The 15679-nt window shown below is 67.8% G+C and carries 12 protein-coding genes; 5 read left to right on the forward strand and 7 right to left on the reverse strand.

What is annotated here, in order from left to right; genetic code table 11:
- Positions 1 to 507 precede the first annotated feature (507 nt).
- Positions 508 to 948, reverse strand: a complete 441-nt coding sequence (locus tag IZR01_RS01105; RefSeq protein ID WP_194922535.1) for an FtsX-like permease family protein — start codon at positions 946 to 948, stop codon at positions 508 to 510.
- 123 nt (positions 949 to 1071) lie between these two features.
- Positions 1072 to 1701, reverse strand: coding sequence for a X2-like carbohydrate binding domain-containing protein (locus IZR01_RS01110; RefSeq protein ID WP_228558759.1), 630 nt, complete (start codon positions 1699 to 1701; stop codon positions 1072 to 1074).
- Positions 1702 to 2034: 333 nt separating this feature from the next.
- Between IZR01_RS01110 and IZR01_RS01115 the strand changes: the two genes are divergently transcribed.
- Positions 2035 to 5079, forward strand: coding sequence for a glycoside hydrolase family 2 TIM barrel-domain containing protein (locus IZR01_RS01115; RefSeq protein ID WP_194922536.1), 3045 nt, complete (start codon positions 2035 to 2037; stop codon positions 5077 to 5079).
- A 563-nt stretch (positions 5080 to 5642) separates the two neighbouring features.
- On the opposite strand, the gene IZR01_RS01120 is transcribed toward IZR01_RS01115, so the two are convergent.
- The 3 genes from IZR01_RS01120 to IZR01_RS01130 form a co-directional block, all read right to left on the reverse strand.
- Complete coding sequence (locus IZR01_RS01120; RefSeq protein WP_194922537.1) at positions 5643 to 7199, reverse strand: alpha-L-arabinofuranosidase B; 1557 nt, start codon at positions 7197 to 7199, stop codon at positions 5643 to 5645.
- A 1133-nt stretch (positions 7200 to 8332) separates the two neighbouring features.
- Entirely contained in the window at positions 8333 to 8659 is a 327-nt protein-coding gene (locus IZR01_RS01125) for a MerR family transcriptional regulator (RefSeq protein ID WP_194891399.1), read from the reverse strand.
- A gap of 811 nt (positions 8660 to 9470) precedes the next feature.
- Complete coding sequence (locus IZR01_RS01130; RefSeq protein ID WP_194922538.1) at positions 9471 to 10097, reverse strand: hypothetical protein; 627 nt, start codon at positions 10095 to 10097, stop codon at positions 9471 to 9473.
- A gap of 324 nt (positions 10098 to 10421) precedes the next feature.
- Here IZR01_RS01130 and IZR01_RS49855 point away from each other — a divergent pair, with 324 nt between their 5' ends.
- Positions 10422 to 11303, forward strand: a complete 882-nt coding sequence (locus IZR01_RS49855; RefSeq protein ID WP_228558760.1) for an integrase — start codon at positions 10422 to 10424, stop codon at positions 11301 to 11303.
- A gap of 561 nt (positions 11304 to 11864) precedes the next feature.
- Positions 11865 to 13334 carry an outer membrane protein assembly factor BamB family protein gene (locus tag IZR01_RS01140; RefSeq protein WP_194922539.1) on the forward strand — a complete coding sequence of 490 codons (1470 nt, stop codon included), beginning with the start codon at positions 11865 to 11867 and terminating at the stop codon, positions 13332 to 13334.
- A gap of 135 nt (positions 13335 to 13469) precedes the next feature.
- Here IZR01_RS01140 and IZR01_RS01145 read toward each other — a convergent pair whose 3' ends face one another.
- Positions 13470 to 13793: a hypothetical protein gene (locus IZR01_RS01145; RefSeq protein ID WP_194922540.1), complete on the reverse strand. Its 324-nt coding sequence runs from the start codon at positions 13791 to 13793 to the stop codon at positions 13470 to 13472.
- Here IZR01_RS01145 and IZR01_RS01150 point away from each other — a divergent pair.
- Both IZR01_RS01150 and IZR01_RS52040 read left to right on the forward strand, forming a co-directional pair.
- The gene (locus tag IZR01_RS01150) at positions 13792 to 14397 is read left to right on the forward strand and encodes a site-specific integrase (protein ID WP_194922541.1); all 606 of its coding nucleotides are present in this window, start codon (positions 13792 to 13794) and stop codon (positions 14395 to 14397) included. The genes IZR01_RS01145 and IZR01_RS01150 overlap by 2 nt on opposite strands.
- 418 nt (positions 14398 to 14815) lie before the next feature.
- A complete protein-coding gene (locus IZR01_RS52040) occupies positions 14816 to 14950 on the forward strand; it encodes a hypothetical protein (protein WP_267254734.1) in 135 nt (44 codons plus the stop codon).
- 18 nt (positions 14951 to 14968) lie between these two features.
- Here the strand turns inward: IZR01_RS52040 and IZR01_RS01155 are convergent, their stop codons facing one another.
- Complete coding sequence (locus IZR01_RS01155) at positions 14969 to 15454, reverse strand: hypothetical protein (protein ID WP_194891404.1); 486 nt, start codon at positions 15452 to 15454, stop codon at positions 14969 to 14971.
- Between the last annotated feature and the right edge of the window lie 225 nt (positions 15455 to 15679).

Below are 15679 nucleotides of genomic sequence, written 5' to 3' on the forward strand. Positions count from 1 at the left end.
GCACAGGCGTCGCGGCGTTTCTTCGGGCCTATCGACCCCGATAGCGGCCAGGGCAGGAAGACGGGACCGGGCTCCGTGCGACGATCGTCGTCGCACGGAGCCCGGCCGTGTCGGCGGACCCATGGGCGAGGAGCCTCGTCAGCGCTGGTCAAGCAGCTCGCGACCTCAGCGAGCGGGGTTCAGCATCTGCGAGCGCTGCCGGATGCCCGGTGTCAGTTTCCGGAGCCGTCTGCATGGGTGAGGTGCCACTTCGCGGTCGCGTGCCGAGGACTCCGGAGCGCGCCGTGTACCGGACCCGCGCTCGCCTCGCCTCGCCGCGTTGCTGTCGCAGGTCATGTGGTCTTGTGATCAGCGACAGCAACGCGCACAGGACTATGGACACCCGTGCAGACGGCTTCGGAAGCTGACAAGTGCGCACCGGGACCGGTCCCTGTGCGCTGTGCTGACATGCCCCGTCCTCGGCCGCGGCACATCAGGGTGTCCACGCTCCAGGGGACAGCCGGGACTTCAGACCGTGCCGGGTGCGGCCGTCGCGGTTCGTTGCCTGTTCACGACCGGGATCACGCTGGCCGTCGTGAGTGCCCCGGCAGCTGCGACTGTGACTGCGATCCACCACGTGCCGCTGGGCGCCGGGCTTCCGGTGCGCACGCAGGCGTAGGGGATGGCGGTGGCCGCCGCGGCTATGAGGCCCAGCGCGGTCGCGGTCACGGCGGCGATGGTGGTTTCTATCGCCGCGGCGCGGGTGATCTGGGTCGGGGCCGCTCCGATGATCGCGAGCAGCCGGTTGTCGGTGTGGCGTTGCCGCGTGACGGCGACCAGGGTGTTGACGGTGGCGATGCAGCAGAACGCGGTGATGATGCCGACGACGGAGCGCGGGATTCGGGAGGTACGGCATGGGGACTCCAGCTCTGAACGGTGTGAGCCATCGCCGTCCACGGTGAGATTCATCAGGTGGGTGGGTTGCCGGAAGGCTTTCAGGTCTCCTCGAGGCCATCGACTTCGCCCACTTCCTGAGAGCACGGCACCGCGCGCCCGGGTCGTCGACGCCGGGCGCGCGGGGGCTTGCGTCGATCAGGACGGCGTTCCGGTGACCGTGGTTCCGGTCTTCGTCACGTAGTACGTCGCGGTGGCGCCGCTCCAGAAGTGGAAGGTGAGCGTCACGCGCTGGCCGTCGGTGAGCGAGTTGAGGTAGTCGGCGGGCAGGATGATGGCGCTGTTCGGGTAGTCGGCGGAGAAGGACGTGCCGTACGCCTGGTACGGGGTCCAGCCGGCCTGGCCGGCGTTGCTGCCGTCCGCGTACACGGACTGCATCATCGAGAGCATGTCGCCGTTGAACTGCGTGGGGATGGTGAACGAGCTCGTCGTGCCGGTGGCCGCCGAGAGCACAGGCTGCGCGTTGGTCACGATGTTGATCTGCCACGGCAGGCCACGGGAGAAGTGCGCCTGAAGCGTCGCGTTCACTCCGTAGGCCTGGGAGCCGACCAGCTTGGTCAACAGCGCGGCCTTGAGGGTGAGCGTGTCACCGCTGACTGTGTAGTCGCAGCCCTCTTCCAATCGCTTGTCACCGTTGGAGAGCCCGGTGAACTGCAATCCGTTCGGGTTGAGCGTCAGGCTCGCATCGGCGATCGGGCTCGCCTTGGGCACGTAGACCGTGTCGTTGGACGCGGTGCCCGAGCGGGTCGTCCGACTCGACTTCGACATGGCGAACGTGGCCGGGTCGAGCAGCTGCAGCGTGTTGCGGTTGAGGATGCGGCCGCCGTCGTCCCAGTAGTTCAGGGTGACGCCGGTGAGACGCGCCTCGTAGCCCAGCTCTGATGCGGCCGCACCGGACTTCGGCCATCGAAAGTTTCGCAGTAGCTAGAGAAAACTTTCGCTCCCAGCGAGTCGGAGGCTACTCGCCGCCCTGCCGGGAGGCAACACCCGCACCGCCCGCCTGGCGAATCGGCCGACACATCGCGGAAGAGGGCTTCCCGCAAACGGCGTTCGACATTACGGTCGCACGCATCACCCCCGACCGCTTCCAGAGGACCAGGTATGTCTGCGCGCTATTTCGAGGACCACGCACCCGGCCACGGCAGGCTGGTGCCCCGCGCGGCCTTGGACTCCGATGCGCCCAGGATCGACCTCAGCGGTGACTGGGCGTTCCGCTTCTCCCCGACGCTGCGTCCGGAGCCGGACGGGTTCCAGTCCCCCGAATTCGACGACAGCTCCTGGGATCTGCTTCCCGTGCCCTCACACTGGCAACTGCACGGCTACGGCAGGCCGATCTACGTCAACATCGCATATCCGATCCCGGTCGACCCGCCGTTCGTCCCGGACGAGAACGAGACCGGAGACTACCGCCGGATCTTCGACCTTCCCCCCTCCTGGGAGAACGGCCGGGCCGTACTGCGTTTCGAGGGGGTGGACTCCTGCGCCCGCATCTGGCTCAACGGCGTCGAGCTCGGCATCACCTACGGCAGCCGACTGCCGGCCGAGTTCGACGTGACCGATGCGCTGCGGCCGGGCCGCAACGTGCTCGCGGTCCGCGTCCACCAGTTCTCCGCGGGAAGCTACCTGGAGGACCAGGACACCTGGCGCCTGTCAGGCATCTTCCGTGAGGTAGTGCTCCAGGCCCGGCCGGCCGGAGGAATCCGGGACGTGTTCCTGCACGCCGACTACGACGCTGACACCGGGACCGGCCTGCTGCGTGTGGAGACCGACGCCGATGCACCGGTACGGATCAGCATTCCGCAACTCGGGATCCACGACCAGCCCGCCGAAGGCGACTTAGCATTCGAGACGGTACGGCCCTGGAGCGCGGAGGACCCGCACCTCTATGAGGCACACCTGGCCACCGACAGCCAGCGCGTCCGAATCCGGTTCGGGTTCCGCACCATCGCGGTGGACGCCGCCGGCGTGCTGCGCGTCAACGGCCGCCGCATCGTGCTGCGCGGCGTCAACCGGCACGAGTTCGACCCCGACCACGGCCGCGCCGTGTCCCGGGAAACCATGCGCCGCGACGTGGAGCTGATGAAGCTGCACAACATCAACGCCGTCCGGACCGCCCACTATCCGCCACACCCCGCGTTCCTCGACCTGTGCGACGAACTGGGCCTGTGGGTCACGGTCGAGACCGACCTGGAAACCCACGGCTTCGAATACGTCGACCCCGAACGCTGGCAGCGCAACCCCTCCGACGAGCCCCGCTGGCACGCCGCCTACCTGGACCGCGTCGAACGCACCGTCGAGCGGGACAAGAACCATCCCAGCGTCCTGCTCTGGTCGCTGGGCAACGAGGCCGGCGACGGCTGCAACCTGCGGGCCATGGCCCAGTGGGTACGCCGGCGCGACCCGTCCCGCCCGATCCACTACGAGGCCGACCGGCTTTGCCAGTACACCGATGTCCACGGCCAGATGTACCGCCCGCCCGCCGCCGTGGCCCGGATCGGCCGAGGGCAACTGCTGCCCGGCGAGATCCACTATCCGGCGCGCGCCGGCTCCGGCGATCCTGCGGACGATCCGCGCAACCGGATGCCGTTCCTGCTCACCGAGTTCGCCCACGCGATGGGCAACGGCCCCGGCGGACTGGCCGAGTACCTTCAGCTGTGCCAGGAGTACCCGCGGGTCCAGGGCGGCTGGGTCTGGGAGTGGATGGACCAGGGGCTGCGCACCCGCGACGCGCAGGGCCGCGAGTTCTTCGCCTATGGCGGCGACTTCGGCGAGGATCTGCACGACGGCAACTTCATCTGCGACGGTCTGGTCTTCCCCGACCGGGCGCCGTCACCGGGGCTGCTGGAGTACGCGAAAGTCATCGCCCCCGTGCGCATCGGCCCGGGGCCGGAGCCCGGAACGCTGGCCGTGGAGAACCACTACGACGTGCTGGACCTGTCGCATCTGGCGTTCGTCTGGTCGCTGGCCCGCGAGGGCGTCGAAGTGGCCCGGGGAACCCTGCCCACACCGCGGTTGGCACCCGGGGAGCGCGGCCTGGTGCCGTTGCCATCGCTGGACCTCGGCGGCGGGGATGCGAACGGCGGCGAGGGCGAGCTCTGGCTCACTGTCCAGGCAGTACTGCCCAAGACCACCGACTGGGCGCCCGAAGGCCACGTGATCGCGTGGGGTCAGCTCCAGCTCGCCTCGGCGGCGCTCCCCCGCACCGCCGGCACACCGGTGCCGACCCGCGTCGCGGGCGAGGACATCCTGCTCGGCCCCGGACGCTTCGACCGGATCACCGGAACCCTGCTCGGGCTCGGCGACCTCGCGCTGCACGGCCCCCGATTGGGCCTGTGGCGCGCGCCCACCGACAACGATCTGGGCTGGTCCCAGCGCGACGCCGCCTCGTGGAAGGCCCGCGGCCTGGACCGGCTGCGGCACCGCACCGTCTCGGTCACCGTCGAGGCGGACGGCCTGGCCGTCGTCGTCCGCAGCGCCGCCGCCGCAAGCGGCTGCGGCTACCTCACCACCTACCGCTGGGACAGCGACGGGGCAGGCCTGCGGCTGCGGGTGCACGCCGAGCCCGTCGGCCACTGGCCCGAGCGGGGCGACGACTTCGCCGACACCATGGTGGACCCGGAACTCCCGCCGCAGGAATACCAGGAGCTGGTTCGCAGGAACCTGTCCCGCTCTCTGGGCCGCATCGGCCTGGACTGGGAGCTGCCCGCCGACCGGTCCCAGGTGCAGTGGTTCGGTACCGGTCCGGGCGAGGCCTACCCCGACTCCCGTCACGCAGTGCGCATCGGACGCTTCCAGGCCACCGTGGACGAGATGCAAACGCCCTATGTGCGCCCACAGGAGAACGGCAACCGCGCGGACGTCCGCTGGGCGACCTTCACCGACAAAGCCGGCAACGGACTGCGCATCGCCTCCGAAGACCCGTTCCAACTCACCGCCCGCCGCTGGACCGACCGACAACTGGACGCCGCCCGGCACCACAGCGAACTGATGCCCGGCCCGATGCTCCACCTCCACACCGACCACGCCATACAGGGTCTGGGCAGCGCCGCCTGCGGCCCCGGAGTCCTGCCCCAATACCGGCTCGAACTCACCTCGGCGGACTTCGCCTTCACCCTGACTCCGCACACCCCTCGATCGTCGACCTGACCGCCGCCGGGCGCAGAAGGCCTGCGTTGCCCCGCCCTGATCCCGGCCGCCGATGCGGAACTGGACCGAGCGCAACGTCCGGTAGCGGCGCGGTGGTCGGCCAGATCCGCTGGGCCGCCGGGCTCATCGGCGCCGCCGCCTCGTGCGCAGCGCCGGCCGCTACGCGTAGTGGTTCGTGCCCGCGCTGCTCGTCCCGGCCGTCCTGAACCACCACCTCAGCGACAAGATCGGCGACCGCTTCAGGGCGTGCCGAGGCCGAACCGGGCACGGTCGGGGAACTCCTGGCGGAAGAGTGCCGGATCGTCGATGGCCTCGACGCGCCGGGACGGATCGGCGACACTGGTCACTCGCGGCTTCTCGTGGTGGACGGATGGGTTCTTGGCCGAACTCGAATCCTCACCCGGAAGCCGGTTTCTTGTCAGGGCACTGAGGCGGTCTCGTCAACGAATAGGACGCCGCAGCATAGGCCCGGCTCAACTCGTCGGCAGGGTTGTCGAACCCGGCAAGCCCGATGGCGGCCCCCAGGTGGCGTCGGCCTTGCCAGTGGCACGTCCGGCAGCTCCTCAGTTCCAGGGGGCGGCGGCGAGCCAGGTGGTGTCCTGCGCCCACAGCGAGCTGGTGTCCCAGTTGTTGGTGCCGCCGTTGCTTGCGACGTAGGCGGTGAAGTCGTAGTGGCGGATGTACTTGGCCGGGTAGTTGAAGGACTGGAGGGAGTAGCCTGTGCCGCTGTTTCCTGGCTGCGGGCAGAAGGTGGCGTCGACGGCGAACTGGCTGGTCCCGTCGTTGGGATTGAGGTAGAGCTCGAACGAGGAGTGCCTGAGGTAGTTGCCGGAGGCGTTGGCGGACTCCAGGGAGATGCAGTTGCTGTCGGCCAGGCCGGCGTGGACGATCCAGGTGGCGTCGGCCTTGTCGGTGGCCGAGCTGGCAGAGTTGATCGCGGAGATGACGGCCTTGGTGTCGGCGTCATCGTGGCGGAGGTAGTCCGAGATGCAGCAGGAGGTGGTGGCCTGCAGCGAGACCCTCGCGCCCGGCGTGAACGGGGTGGCTGTGCCGGCAGCGTACCCGGCCGCGACGATGTTGGCCTGGACTGCGGCGTCGGTGGCGTCGGAGGGGTAGCCCTTGACCATGGCGCCCTCGTAGAAGGTGCCAGCGCTGTCGTTGTGGTTGGTTTGGCAGCAGTCGCCGCCGCTGCCGAGGATGATGGCGCCCTGCTTGCGCATCGGGTTGTATCCGGTGGGCAGTGAGCCGCTATAGAGCTTGGCCAGGCTCCCGGACTGGGCGTTGGCGCCTTGCAGCGCCATCTGGGTGGTGCCGTTGTTCTTGAGCATCGCGGTGACGAAGTGGCTGGTTTCGGAGACCTGGCTGGGGTTCCACACCGTGCTGCCGCCGGTGAACAGGCCGTCTTCCAGGTCGGCCTGGACCCACGGTCCGGTGCCGCTACAGCCGCCGAACCAGCATGACGTGCTGAAGTTGATCGCGTCCATGGCGCCGTTGCCGTCGGCATGGTGGTCGGTCTCGGTGTTGCCGTAGTCGAAGCAGCAGCCGTTGTTGGCGTGGGTGCCGCTGGTGACCATGTACTCGCCCTCGGGTGAGCTGCCGGTGGGCACGCCCGCGGTGGAGTTGTAGGCGAAGTAGCTGTTGCCGGGGTTGATGTAGAGGGCGTAGGCCTTGTGGCCGCCCACGGTCACCGGTTCGGTGGTCGCGGTGGCCGCCGCATCGGCGCCGCCGGTCCCGCCGGGTCCTTGGTAGACCAGGGTGCTGCCGTTGCCGGTCTGGTCATAGACGCCGGTGATGGTGCACGAGGTGCCGGCGCAGAACGAGTCCTGCGTCGCGGCGTTGGCGACGCCTCCTGCGGAGATCACGCCGATGTTCTGCAACGCGCTGTCCGAGGTCCGCTGCACCTGGTAGAGCGGGCCGTTGTAGGAGGCGAACAGTGCGCGGGTGGTGCTGTGCGCCGCGACGCACGGCGTGCCGCCAGAGGCGTAGATGTCGCACACACCGCTGGCGGCAGCGTGCGAAACCGAGGTCGCCTCGACGGCGAAACCGACGACCAGCGCCAGCACGGCGCTCGCGGCGAGCAACGTTCTTCTGACCCGGTCCAGGCGCGATCTGAGAACCATACGTGTACTCCTTTGCTCGGGGGTGAACGGTGCGTCGAACGAACGGCGAGTGTTACCGGTAACACTCCTGCGTCGCAAGCCCTGGACATCTTCCGAACGGGAGTGGGTGCGCGAGCGTCGCGACGCCCACTATCACCTTCAGGTCATGTTGCGTCAAGGTTTCCGGCGGATGTCGCGCCGGCGATCCCCGGCCGGCCCGGGACGGGCGCCGGTGCCGCGAGGCGAGATCAGCGATGTCAGCACGCTACGATCCGGCGCGATGAGGGCGGTGCCGCTCGGCAAGGTACCTCGTTCGCGCGTCCCGAGACCGGCCGGTCGTCTCAAGGCGATTCGCCGGAAACACCTGCGCCATCAGGGCAGATTGCTCGTCAATGCATCGCCGGGACGGCATGGCGACGGTCCTCTTGACGAGCAGCCATCACGGTCCGCTGTTCAGACGAACCGGTTCGAGGTATGGATTCGGATCTCAACGCCGCAGGTTTCGATCGCCTGCCGAATCGGCCGCCCCCCGGCCTTACGCACCGCGTCCACGGGATCCGCCGCGCCGACCTCGGGCACCCCCTGCTTGACGCCGTCGAAAACGACTGTGGATCCGCCAGGGCCCACTGGTGTGGAACACCAAATGGCCGATGAAGAGCCGACCGTCCCATTCGCGTCCGGCACCAGACATCGTCGATAAGGACGTTCTTGCGGGCGCCCAAGCCCGTCCAGAACGCGAGATCCCACCGTTGACTCTGATACCGCGGACCTCGGTCGAGATATCGGCAGATTCCGAAGCCGTCCCACCGAAACACACGATCACATCAGACGTCTCAGAAACCCCAGGATCCCCGACAGAGTCAAGCGAACGTCGCGGCGAGGACCTGGATCGTGGCCTGGCCAGGCTGCGCCAGCACGCCGCGGCGCTGCCCCGGGAGCCGCTGGAGTTCTTCTGCGACGCGCTACTGTCCGGCCTGGCGACCGCCAGCGCCGACGATGTCGCAATGATTGCCATGCGCATCCCCCGCCGGGTGAGGCCCCGCGACCGCCACCGCCGAACAGCAGTGTCGGCGTCGGCTGTCTCCGCAGATCGGACTACCGAGCCGAGCAGTGCCGATGTGAGCGGTGCGGCTCCTCGCCCCGGGAGGCCGGGGTCATCCTGGGTCGGAGCGGTGAAGCTGAGCGTTGAGGCGCTGGGCTTCTTCGAGCTGGTCTTCCAGAACGATGATGCGGCAGGCGGCGTCGATGGGGGTTCCGGCGTCGACCATCTCGCGGGCGCGGGCGGCCAGGCGCAGCTGGTATCGGGAGTAGCGGCGGTGGCCGCCTTCGGAGCGCAGCGGCACGATCAGCTTGACCTCGCCCAGGGCCCGCAAGAACGCGGGCGTGGCGCCGATCATCTCAGCGGCCCGGCCCATGGTGTACGCGGGGTAATCGTCGTCATCCAGCCGATCAGCCGGGGTGGAGCTGGTACTGCCCGTCACTTGCACCTCTTCTTTCCACTCTGCCGGCCGGACACGAGGAGGGGCCCGGTGCCGTGCGGCACCGGGCCCTGGGGGGGTTCAACACCATCTACCTACCGGCTGAACGCACCGGCCTACTGTTTCCGCGAGGCCGCTTGATACGACCTGTTGCGGGGATCTCGGACGTGTGACCGGAAATCACCTTCCCATCCGCGACTGACTTGCCAACCCGGGCCCGACCTGCGCTCGGGCGATCCTGATGGTGTTCGCTCCTCTTTTCTTCGTGTCCTACCAAACGGGGTACTGCTTCTTCACCTGCGGTACTGCTTACTACCTACTGCATTTTCGCTACTGCCCGGCAGCCCCGGGCCTCATTCGGCCCGGCCGTCGGCTCCGGCGCGCCAATACCGCTGGCCCCGGAACCCCATTGCCGTCCTGCCACTACTGCTCGCGCCAGTTCGTGTCTGCCGCGCTTCCTCGCCTGCTGTGGTTACGACAGGAACACTACCCACGCGACATGCTCATGTCTACACCCACCGCGATAGATTTTCGCTAACCGATGCCGGAGGTGTCCTTCCCCCCAAGCCTCCAACGCGTCGCCTGCTGCCGAACCACGGCCTGCCGCATATGGTCTGAGCAGGCACGATGGCAGCCTCGGGAGCCCCTGGGCGCGGTCCGACAGTTCCGCCGATCCGCCACGCCAGACGTCCGGATCGGATAGGCCGATCCGGTGACACGCAGCCGACACAGCCTGGACATGGCCGATTCAGATCCCCTGCGAGGCCGTTCTAATGCGATTGCCCGCTGGCTGCGGTAAGCCAGTTCATCTGGCCTAGAAGAACAGGTACGCGGCACCGAACTCGGTGCCGGTTTCGGTGAGCAGGTCGACGGCGGCGGGGAAGTGCCGGCCGGCGGTGGGAATCCAGATGAGCATCTCCCGGGCCTCATCGTGAGCCAGGCTGCGCGGCGAGCCGGCGAGTCGGCGGGTCCGGTAGTCCAGGATCCACGTTTCCCAGGCGGTTTCGGCGCTCTCCGTGGAGATCTTGCCGAGCAACCAGCCGACGGTGCTGGCCCAGTCCTTGCGTTCGTCTTCGCTCGCCAAGCTGATGAAGACAGAGATCAGGCGGGCGATCAGCTCGTCATGTGCGGGCGCGCCCACTGCGATGTTCGCGACGGTCTCGACCACCGCCTTGCGCATCTTGCCTTCCAAACCTGCAAACGCGTCGGTGAAACACGGCTCGAGGAAACCGATCACTCGGCCGTTCCACGCCGGATGGGTGAGGAAGCCTTGCCACGCAGCCTCGGCTCGATGGTGATTGGGATCGTCGGCCTGGCTCCAGTCGAAGCCCGGAACGATGTGCGCCGCTGTCCACGGCTCATCCATCGCGCACAGCAACGCGAGCGAGCGCCTAGCGACGGCGAGAACGGCCAGGCGGTCCACGAAGTCGATGTCGAGCAATTCTTCGAGCGGTTCGCGTAGAGCGGGAGGGAAGACCGCTCCAGGCGTCACGGTCAGCGTGCCATTGTTGTGCGGCGATCTGGATGAAGGTGACGGTCAGGCTTCCGATCCAGTGGTAGCGAGCGGACCAGACGAAGAGCCGTTCCTCCGAAGCCTCGATCTCAGGCAGACCCGCTCCGTCGCGTGCGCGTGCCGCGCCCCACAAGGTGGTGGCGAGTTGTTGGCAACGATCGAGTGTCACCGTAATGATGTCCTGCCGACCTGTAACGCCTGTATTACCTCTGAAACTAGGCCACCGGGCTCGACCTGGGATGATGTGTGATCGTGATGGTCCGTCTCGTCTACCGGTTCGCGGCTACCGTTCTGGCCTGGTTGTCGCTGCCGGCAAGATCGTCGGCGCCCAAGAACGCCGAAATACTGGTCCTGCGGCAGGAGGTTGCGGTCCTACGCCGGACCAACCCGAAACCGCGGATCGGCTGGACCGATCAGGCGGTGCTTGCGGCACTGGCGCGGATCCCGCCGAAGACGCTGCCTAGCCACCGGATCGTCGCCCCCGGGCACGCTGCTTCGCTGGCACCACCGCACGATGACCAGAAAGCGGACCCAGCCCCGGTCGTCGCGCTGATCGTTCGCCTAGCCACGGAAAACCGCACCCGGGACATGGCCAGGATCCAAGGCGAGCTGCGCCACCTGGGCCATCGTGCTGGCGCCGACACCATCCGCAAAAACCTCAGAACCCACCGTATCCCGCCACCAGCAGTCCGCGATGACACGTGGCGCACATTCCTGCGGGCCCAGGCCGCATCGATCCCGGCGACCGATTTCCCACACGTCGACAGCGCGGCGTCTTTGACACGCCTGTACGTGGCATACGTCATCGAACACCACACCCGCCGGATCCACCTGCTCGGGATTACCCGCCCCCGACCAGGGCCTAGGCTACGCAGGCGGGCCCGGGACTTCACCGCCGACCTCGAACAGGCCGGCCACCGGTTCAAGCATCTGATCCGCGACCGAGATGCCAAGTTCACCGCCGCCTTCGACACAGTGCTCGCCTCCATCGGCGTCGACACCGTGCTCACCGCACCACAGACACCGCGGATGAATGCCACCGCGGAGCAGTTCGTGCGCACCGCCCGCGCCGAATACACCGACCAGATGCTGCCACCAAGGCGACGGAATGGAACTGCGGGTACCCCGCGATGACTCGAACGTGATCCCCTTCCCCGCCCCAGCACACCGGATCCGCCGCAAACCAGTCCTAGGCGGACTGACGAACGAGTACCAAGCTGTGGCATGAACCGGCAGGCCAGACCCGGTAGCCGAGTTTCAGGAGTACTACAGGGTCCGCATTACGTGTCGCGCAGCCGGGACCGCGCCCACGCGTGAGTGGAGAAGGAGAGGGAGTGTCCCGTGGCGCGCCTTCTCCAGGCGCGTCTCCAGGCGCGCCGCGCGCCACGGGACGATCAGGTGTGGCCGGGCCCCGGCGCTGTTCGGGGCCCGGCCGGTGTGCGTGGCGAGCCGGCAGGTGCAGACCGTCACGATCAAGAAGGGGGCGAGGAGCACGGCGAAGTTCGTGCTGCTGAAGGACTGACGGTGACCGGCAGTCCGATCGCCGAGTAGGCGCCCCGGAGGCGGGATCGCGCGAATGCGCGGTTCCGCACTCTGTGCTTCGCGCCGGAAATCAGTTCCCTGAGGACCGGTCCTCACGCCGGGTGGCTACCCTCCCCAGCAAGGGCCGGGGCAGCAGAGAAGGCGAGACGTTCCATGGCGGATCCCGACATGGCCGAACAACCTCCGCGGTTGGACGGCGCACCGGGCCCGGACCACGCGCCGGACTCGGACGACACCCCGGACTGGGACGACACGCCGGACCTGGACGACACCCCGGACCCGGACGACACCCCGGACTGGGACGACACCCCGGACTCGGACGGCAAGCGCCGCCGGACGGTTCTCGACCACATCAGGTCCGGCGTCTACGTGCTCCTTGGGATCGCGATGGTTGTGCTCTTCGCGCACGGACTGCTCGCGCTCGTCGAGCAGTCCACGTACACGCCGGGCACCGACGGCATCGCCCCCGCCTGGAGCAAGCCCACGCTCGGAGCCGCCGTCCGGGGAACCTGGGTCTACAGAGACGACCTCATCGTGGCCACTCCGAGCGCCGTGACCGCCTATCGGGCCGCGAACGGCGACCAGGACTGGACCTGGCCCGTGCCGGCCGGCAAGACGATCTGCCTGATGAGTCAGAGCGCTTCGACGCCGCGCGGAGCCGTCATCTACGGCACCGGCCAGAACTGCGGGAACCTCCAGGTCATCGACCTGGCCACCGGCAATCAGGTCTGGTCCGGCCCGGTCGATCTCACGGACTCCAAGGGTTTCAGCCCCAGCATCGGCACGGCCGGCCTGTCCATCAAGGGCTCTTACGTGCTAGCGCCCTATGGGGACAAGGACGTGGTCGCCATCGACGTGACCACCCATCGGCCGGTCTGGAACACCGAACAGAACCCGCCCGACTACAACTGCCCCTCGAATCGCGCGGTACTGGTGGGCACCGAGGCCTTCTACGCGGCCAGGTTCTGCGGGCGCGACAACAGCACCCAGATCTGGCGCCGCGACACCACCTCAGCAACCCCGGCGACCGCGATGAGCCTGCCGGGCGCCTGCACCGACCCCGATCTGCTCGCGGTCGGAAGCGATCTGATGGTGGTTTGCTCCGGCACCGGTGACGATGCGGCCCTTTACCTCGCGCTCCCGAGCTCCTCGTCCTTCATCAGGCTGAACGTTGCGAAGCCCGACTCGTGGCGGATCATGACTGACGCCTTCCCGGACTCAGGGCAGTTCACGCTCACGAACATCCCCTTCCACGGCGACACGCTCTACATCCCCGAATTGACGGACCAACACCAGACCGACGCGATCACCGCGGTCGACCTCAGGAACGGAAAAACGCTGTGGTCCAAACCGGCCGGCCATAAGAAGGTCCAGGGGCTGCCCGGGGCCACAAGCACCGGAGCGCTCCTCGGATACCTGAAGGACTACGACGAATATGCGATCACGACAATGGCCGCCTCGTCCGGGACCCAGTCCTCCGAGACGAGCTTCGACATCAGCACGCAGGAGTTGCCGAACACCTATGTGCTGGTAGCCGGCTACCTCATCGGCGTCGTCGACGACCCCGTGTCGCAGGGACCACAAGCCAACAACCACCAGCTGGTCGCCTACCGCCTGAGCTGAGCCCCGGCGGCGGCAGCCGCCGGTACGGCCAAGAACGCGGCGATGTTCAGAACTCAGTGCTCCAGCTGGAAGACGTAGGTGACGCCGAGCGAACGGCCTGTGGTTGGCAGCCTCCGCACACGATCAGGGCGCCGGTCAGGACAGGGACACCGCGACGCGGAAGGCTCGGCCGACAAACTTGGGCGCCCTGACTCCTAGGGTGGTGTCGGTGATCAGCGCGTACGGCATGGAGTCCGGGGACGCGGTGGTCGGGTACAGGTCCAGCGGCCTGTACTGCCGCACCCACGGACGGACCAGGTTCTGCGGGTCGCGGGAGATCAGAAAGATGTTCTCCAGGCCCTGCCCGCCAGGTCCGATGCCGGTGTTGGTGCCGTAGTAGGTGATGGGCAGGAAGCCGGGGACGGTGGCGCCGTTGGAGGGGACCAGGGCGGTACCGGTGTCGGTGATGGTGGCGGTCATGATCGGCGTGATGCCGTCGGCCGCCAGCCCCACCGTGGCATCGACCCAGCCCAGCAGTGTCTCGCCGCCGGCCGCGGTGCCACGCCAGACCTTGTACAGCGTCGGCTGCGCGCCTTCCGGGCCGGAAGAACTCGCCTCCGTCGAGGTCGGCGACGTGACCCTACCGAAGAAGGGATGGGGCAACGTCATCGTCCACGACCCAACCCCGGAGGTCGGCAAGCAGTGGACCGACAGCGGCGAGCGACGCGACGAACGGCCGGGAATGAAGGGGCGGGCAGTCGGCACCACCCGGATCGTCCCGTTCCCGCCGGCGCTGGTAGAGATCCTGCGCGCGCACATCGAACGCGAAGAACTCAAGGAAGACGACCTCCTCTTCCAGGGTGAAGGCGGGGCCCCGTTGGCCAGCGTCGTGTGCCGCCGGGCACTGGACCGGGCCCGCGAGGCCGTACTGACCGAACGCCAGCACAAGTCGCCAGTGCTCAAGCGCGTACGACACCCGCACACAGAGCACGGTGCGGCCGGTCCTGGCAAGCCCTTCGAGCTTCGCACATGTCAACCAGCGTCACTCCGCGAGTCCCCAGCGCCGCTGGTAGGCAGCGCGTAGGCCGCCCGGCGGAACGTGCCCGGCCACGGAGTGGAGATGGACCTCGTTGCAGTAGCCGATCCACGTCTCGACATCCGCGAACACCGAGGCCCGATCCGGCCAAGCCGCTCTCCCGATCTCCGCCTTCATGGACGCGAACCAACTCTTGGCCGCAGCGCTATCCAGGCAGGATCCAGTTCGGGATTGGCCTGCCCGCACGTCTCGACGCCGCGTGTCGCCCTTGATGCAATTCCCCGCCGAGTACCATGATCGCGTCACGTAATTCCCGCTGGGATCGGCCGGCCGCCCGACCCCACCAAGGTCACGGCATGGCACTACACGCACCGACGACGCCACGGCGCTCCGTTCTCCACCCAGACCGCTCGGATTCACAGAAGACAACGCCTCGGGGGCTGTTCAACGAATACCAACCCGCGACATGAAGGCCCACGCCAGCACTGATGTCAGCGTTTCCGACCAGGACAGGCACGTCAAGGTGGTCGCCTGGTACGACAACGGATGGGGTTTGTCGAACCGCGTGGTCGACACGCCGGAACTCCTCACGGGCGGTTGACCCTCAATCAGGACTCGATCAAAAGCCGTGGTGGCCGACGCCGGCATCCCCGCCGCCACTGTGACCTCCGGAATCGTGCCCGCCGCCGTGATGATGGTGGTGATGGCTGCCGTCCCCGCTCGAGCCGTTATCCGTCCACAACACGCCGGACCCGCGGTTGGAAGAGGTGCCGCGGCGCTCGGCGTTCGCTTGCCCGACGAGGTACGCCACCACGAACCCGATGAGACTGACCACCGCGAAGCTGATCCCCGCTATGACACCGACATTCGACGAGGACGACGTCGACTGATTCAACGGCAGATTCCCAAATGTGTCGGACGAATCCGTCGGAGACGGATCCAGCGGATCCCACCCGCCGGAATTCCCTCCGTCCGTATCAGCCGCCACCGGAAACCCCACGGCCGCAGCCCTGGGAAGCACCGCGGAGTCGATGCTCCAATGCGGAGGGTCCGCCGCCGCGTGCGCCGCTCCGGAAAAGGCCAAGGCCACGACGGCCAGCGCCATCGCTGCGGCGCTATGACGAAACTTCGACATCCCCGTACCCCCATGTCATCGTTGGATGATGGCGAGGACACGCTACCCGGAGGCGTGCTTCCTAATCGGCGCACGGCATATCAGTGCACGACCATCCAGCTCAGCACCGACGTCGACCGCAGCCACACGATCGTGCACAGCGCGACCAGCACCGCGACGCTTCACCCCAGCACGCGCCGGAACAGCAGGCCCTCC

The sequence above is a fragment of the Catenulispora pinisilvae genome, assembly GCF_015356865.1.
Classification (GTDB): domain Bacteria; phylum Actinomycetota; class Actinomycetes; order Streptomycetales; family Catenulisporaceae; genus Catenulispora; species Catenulispora pinisilvae.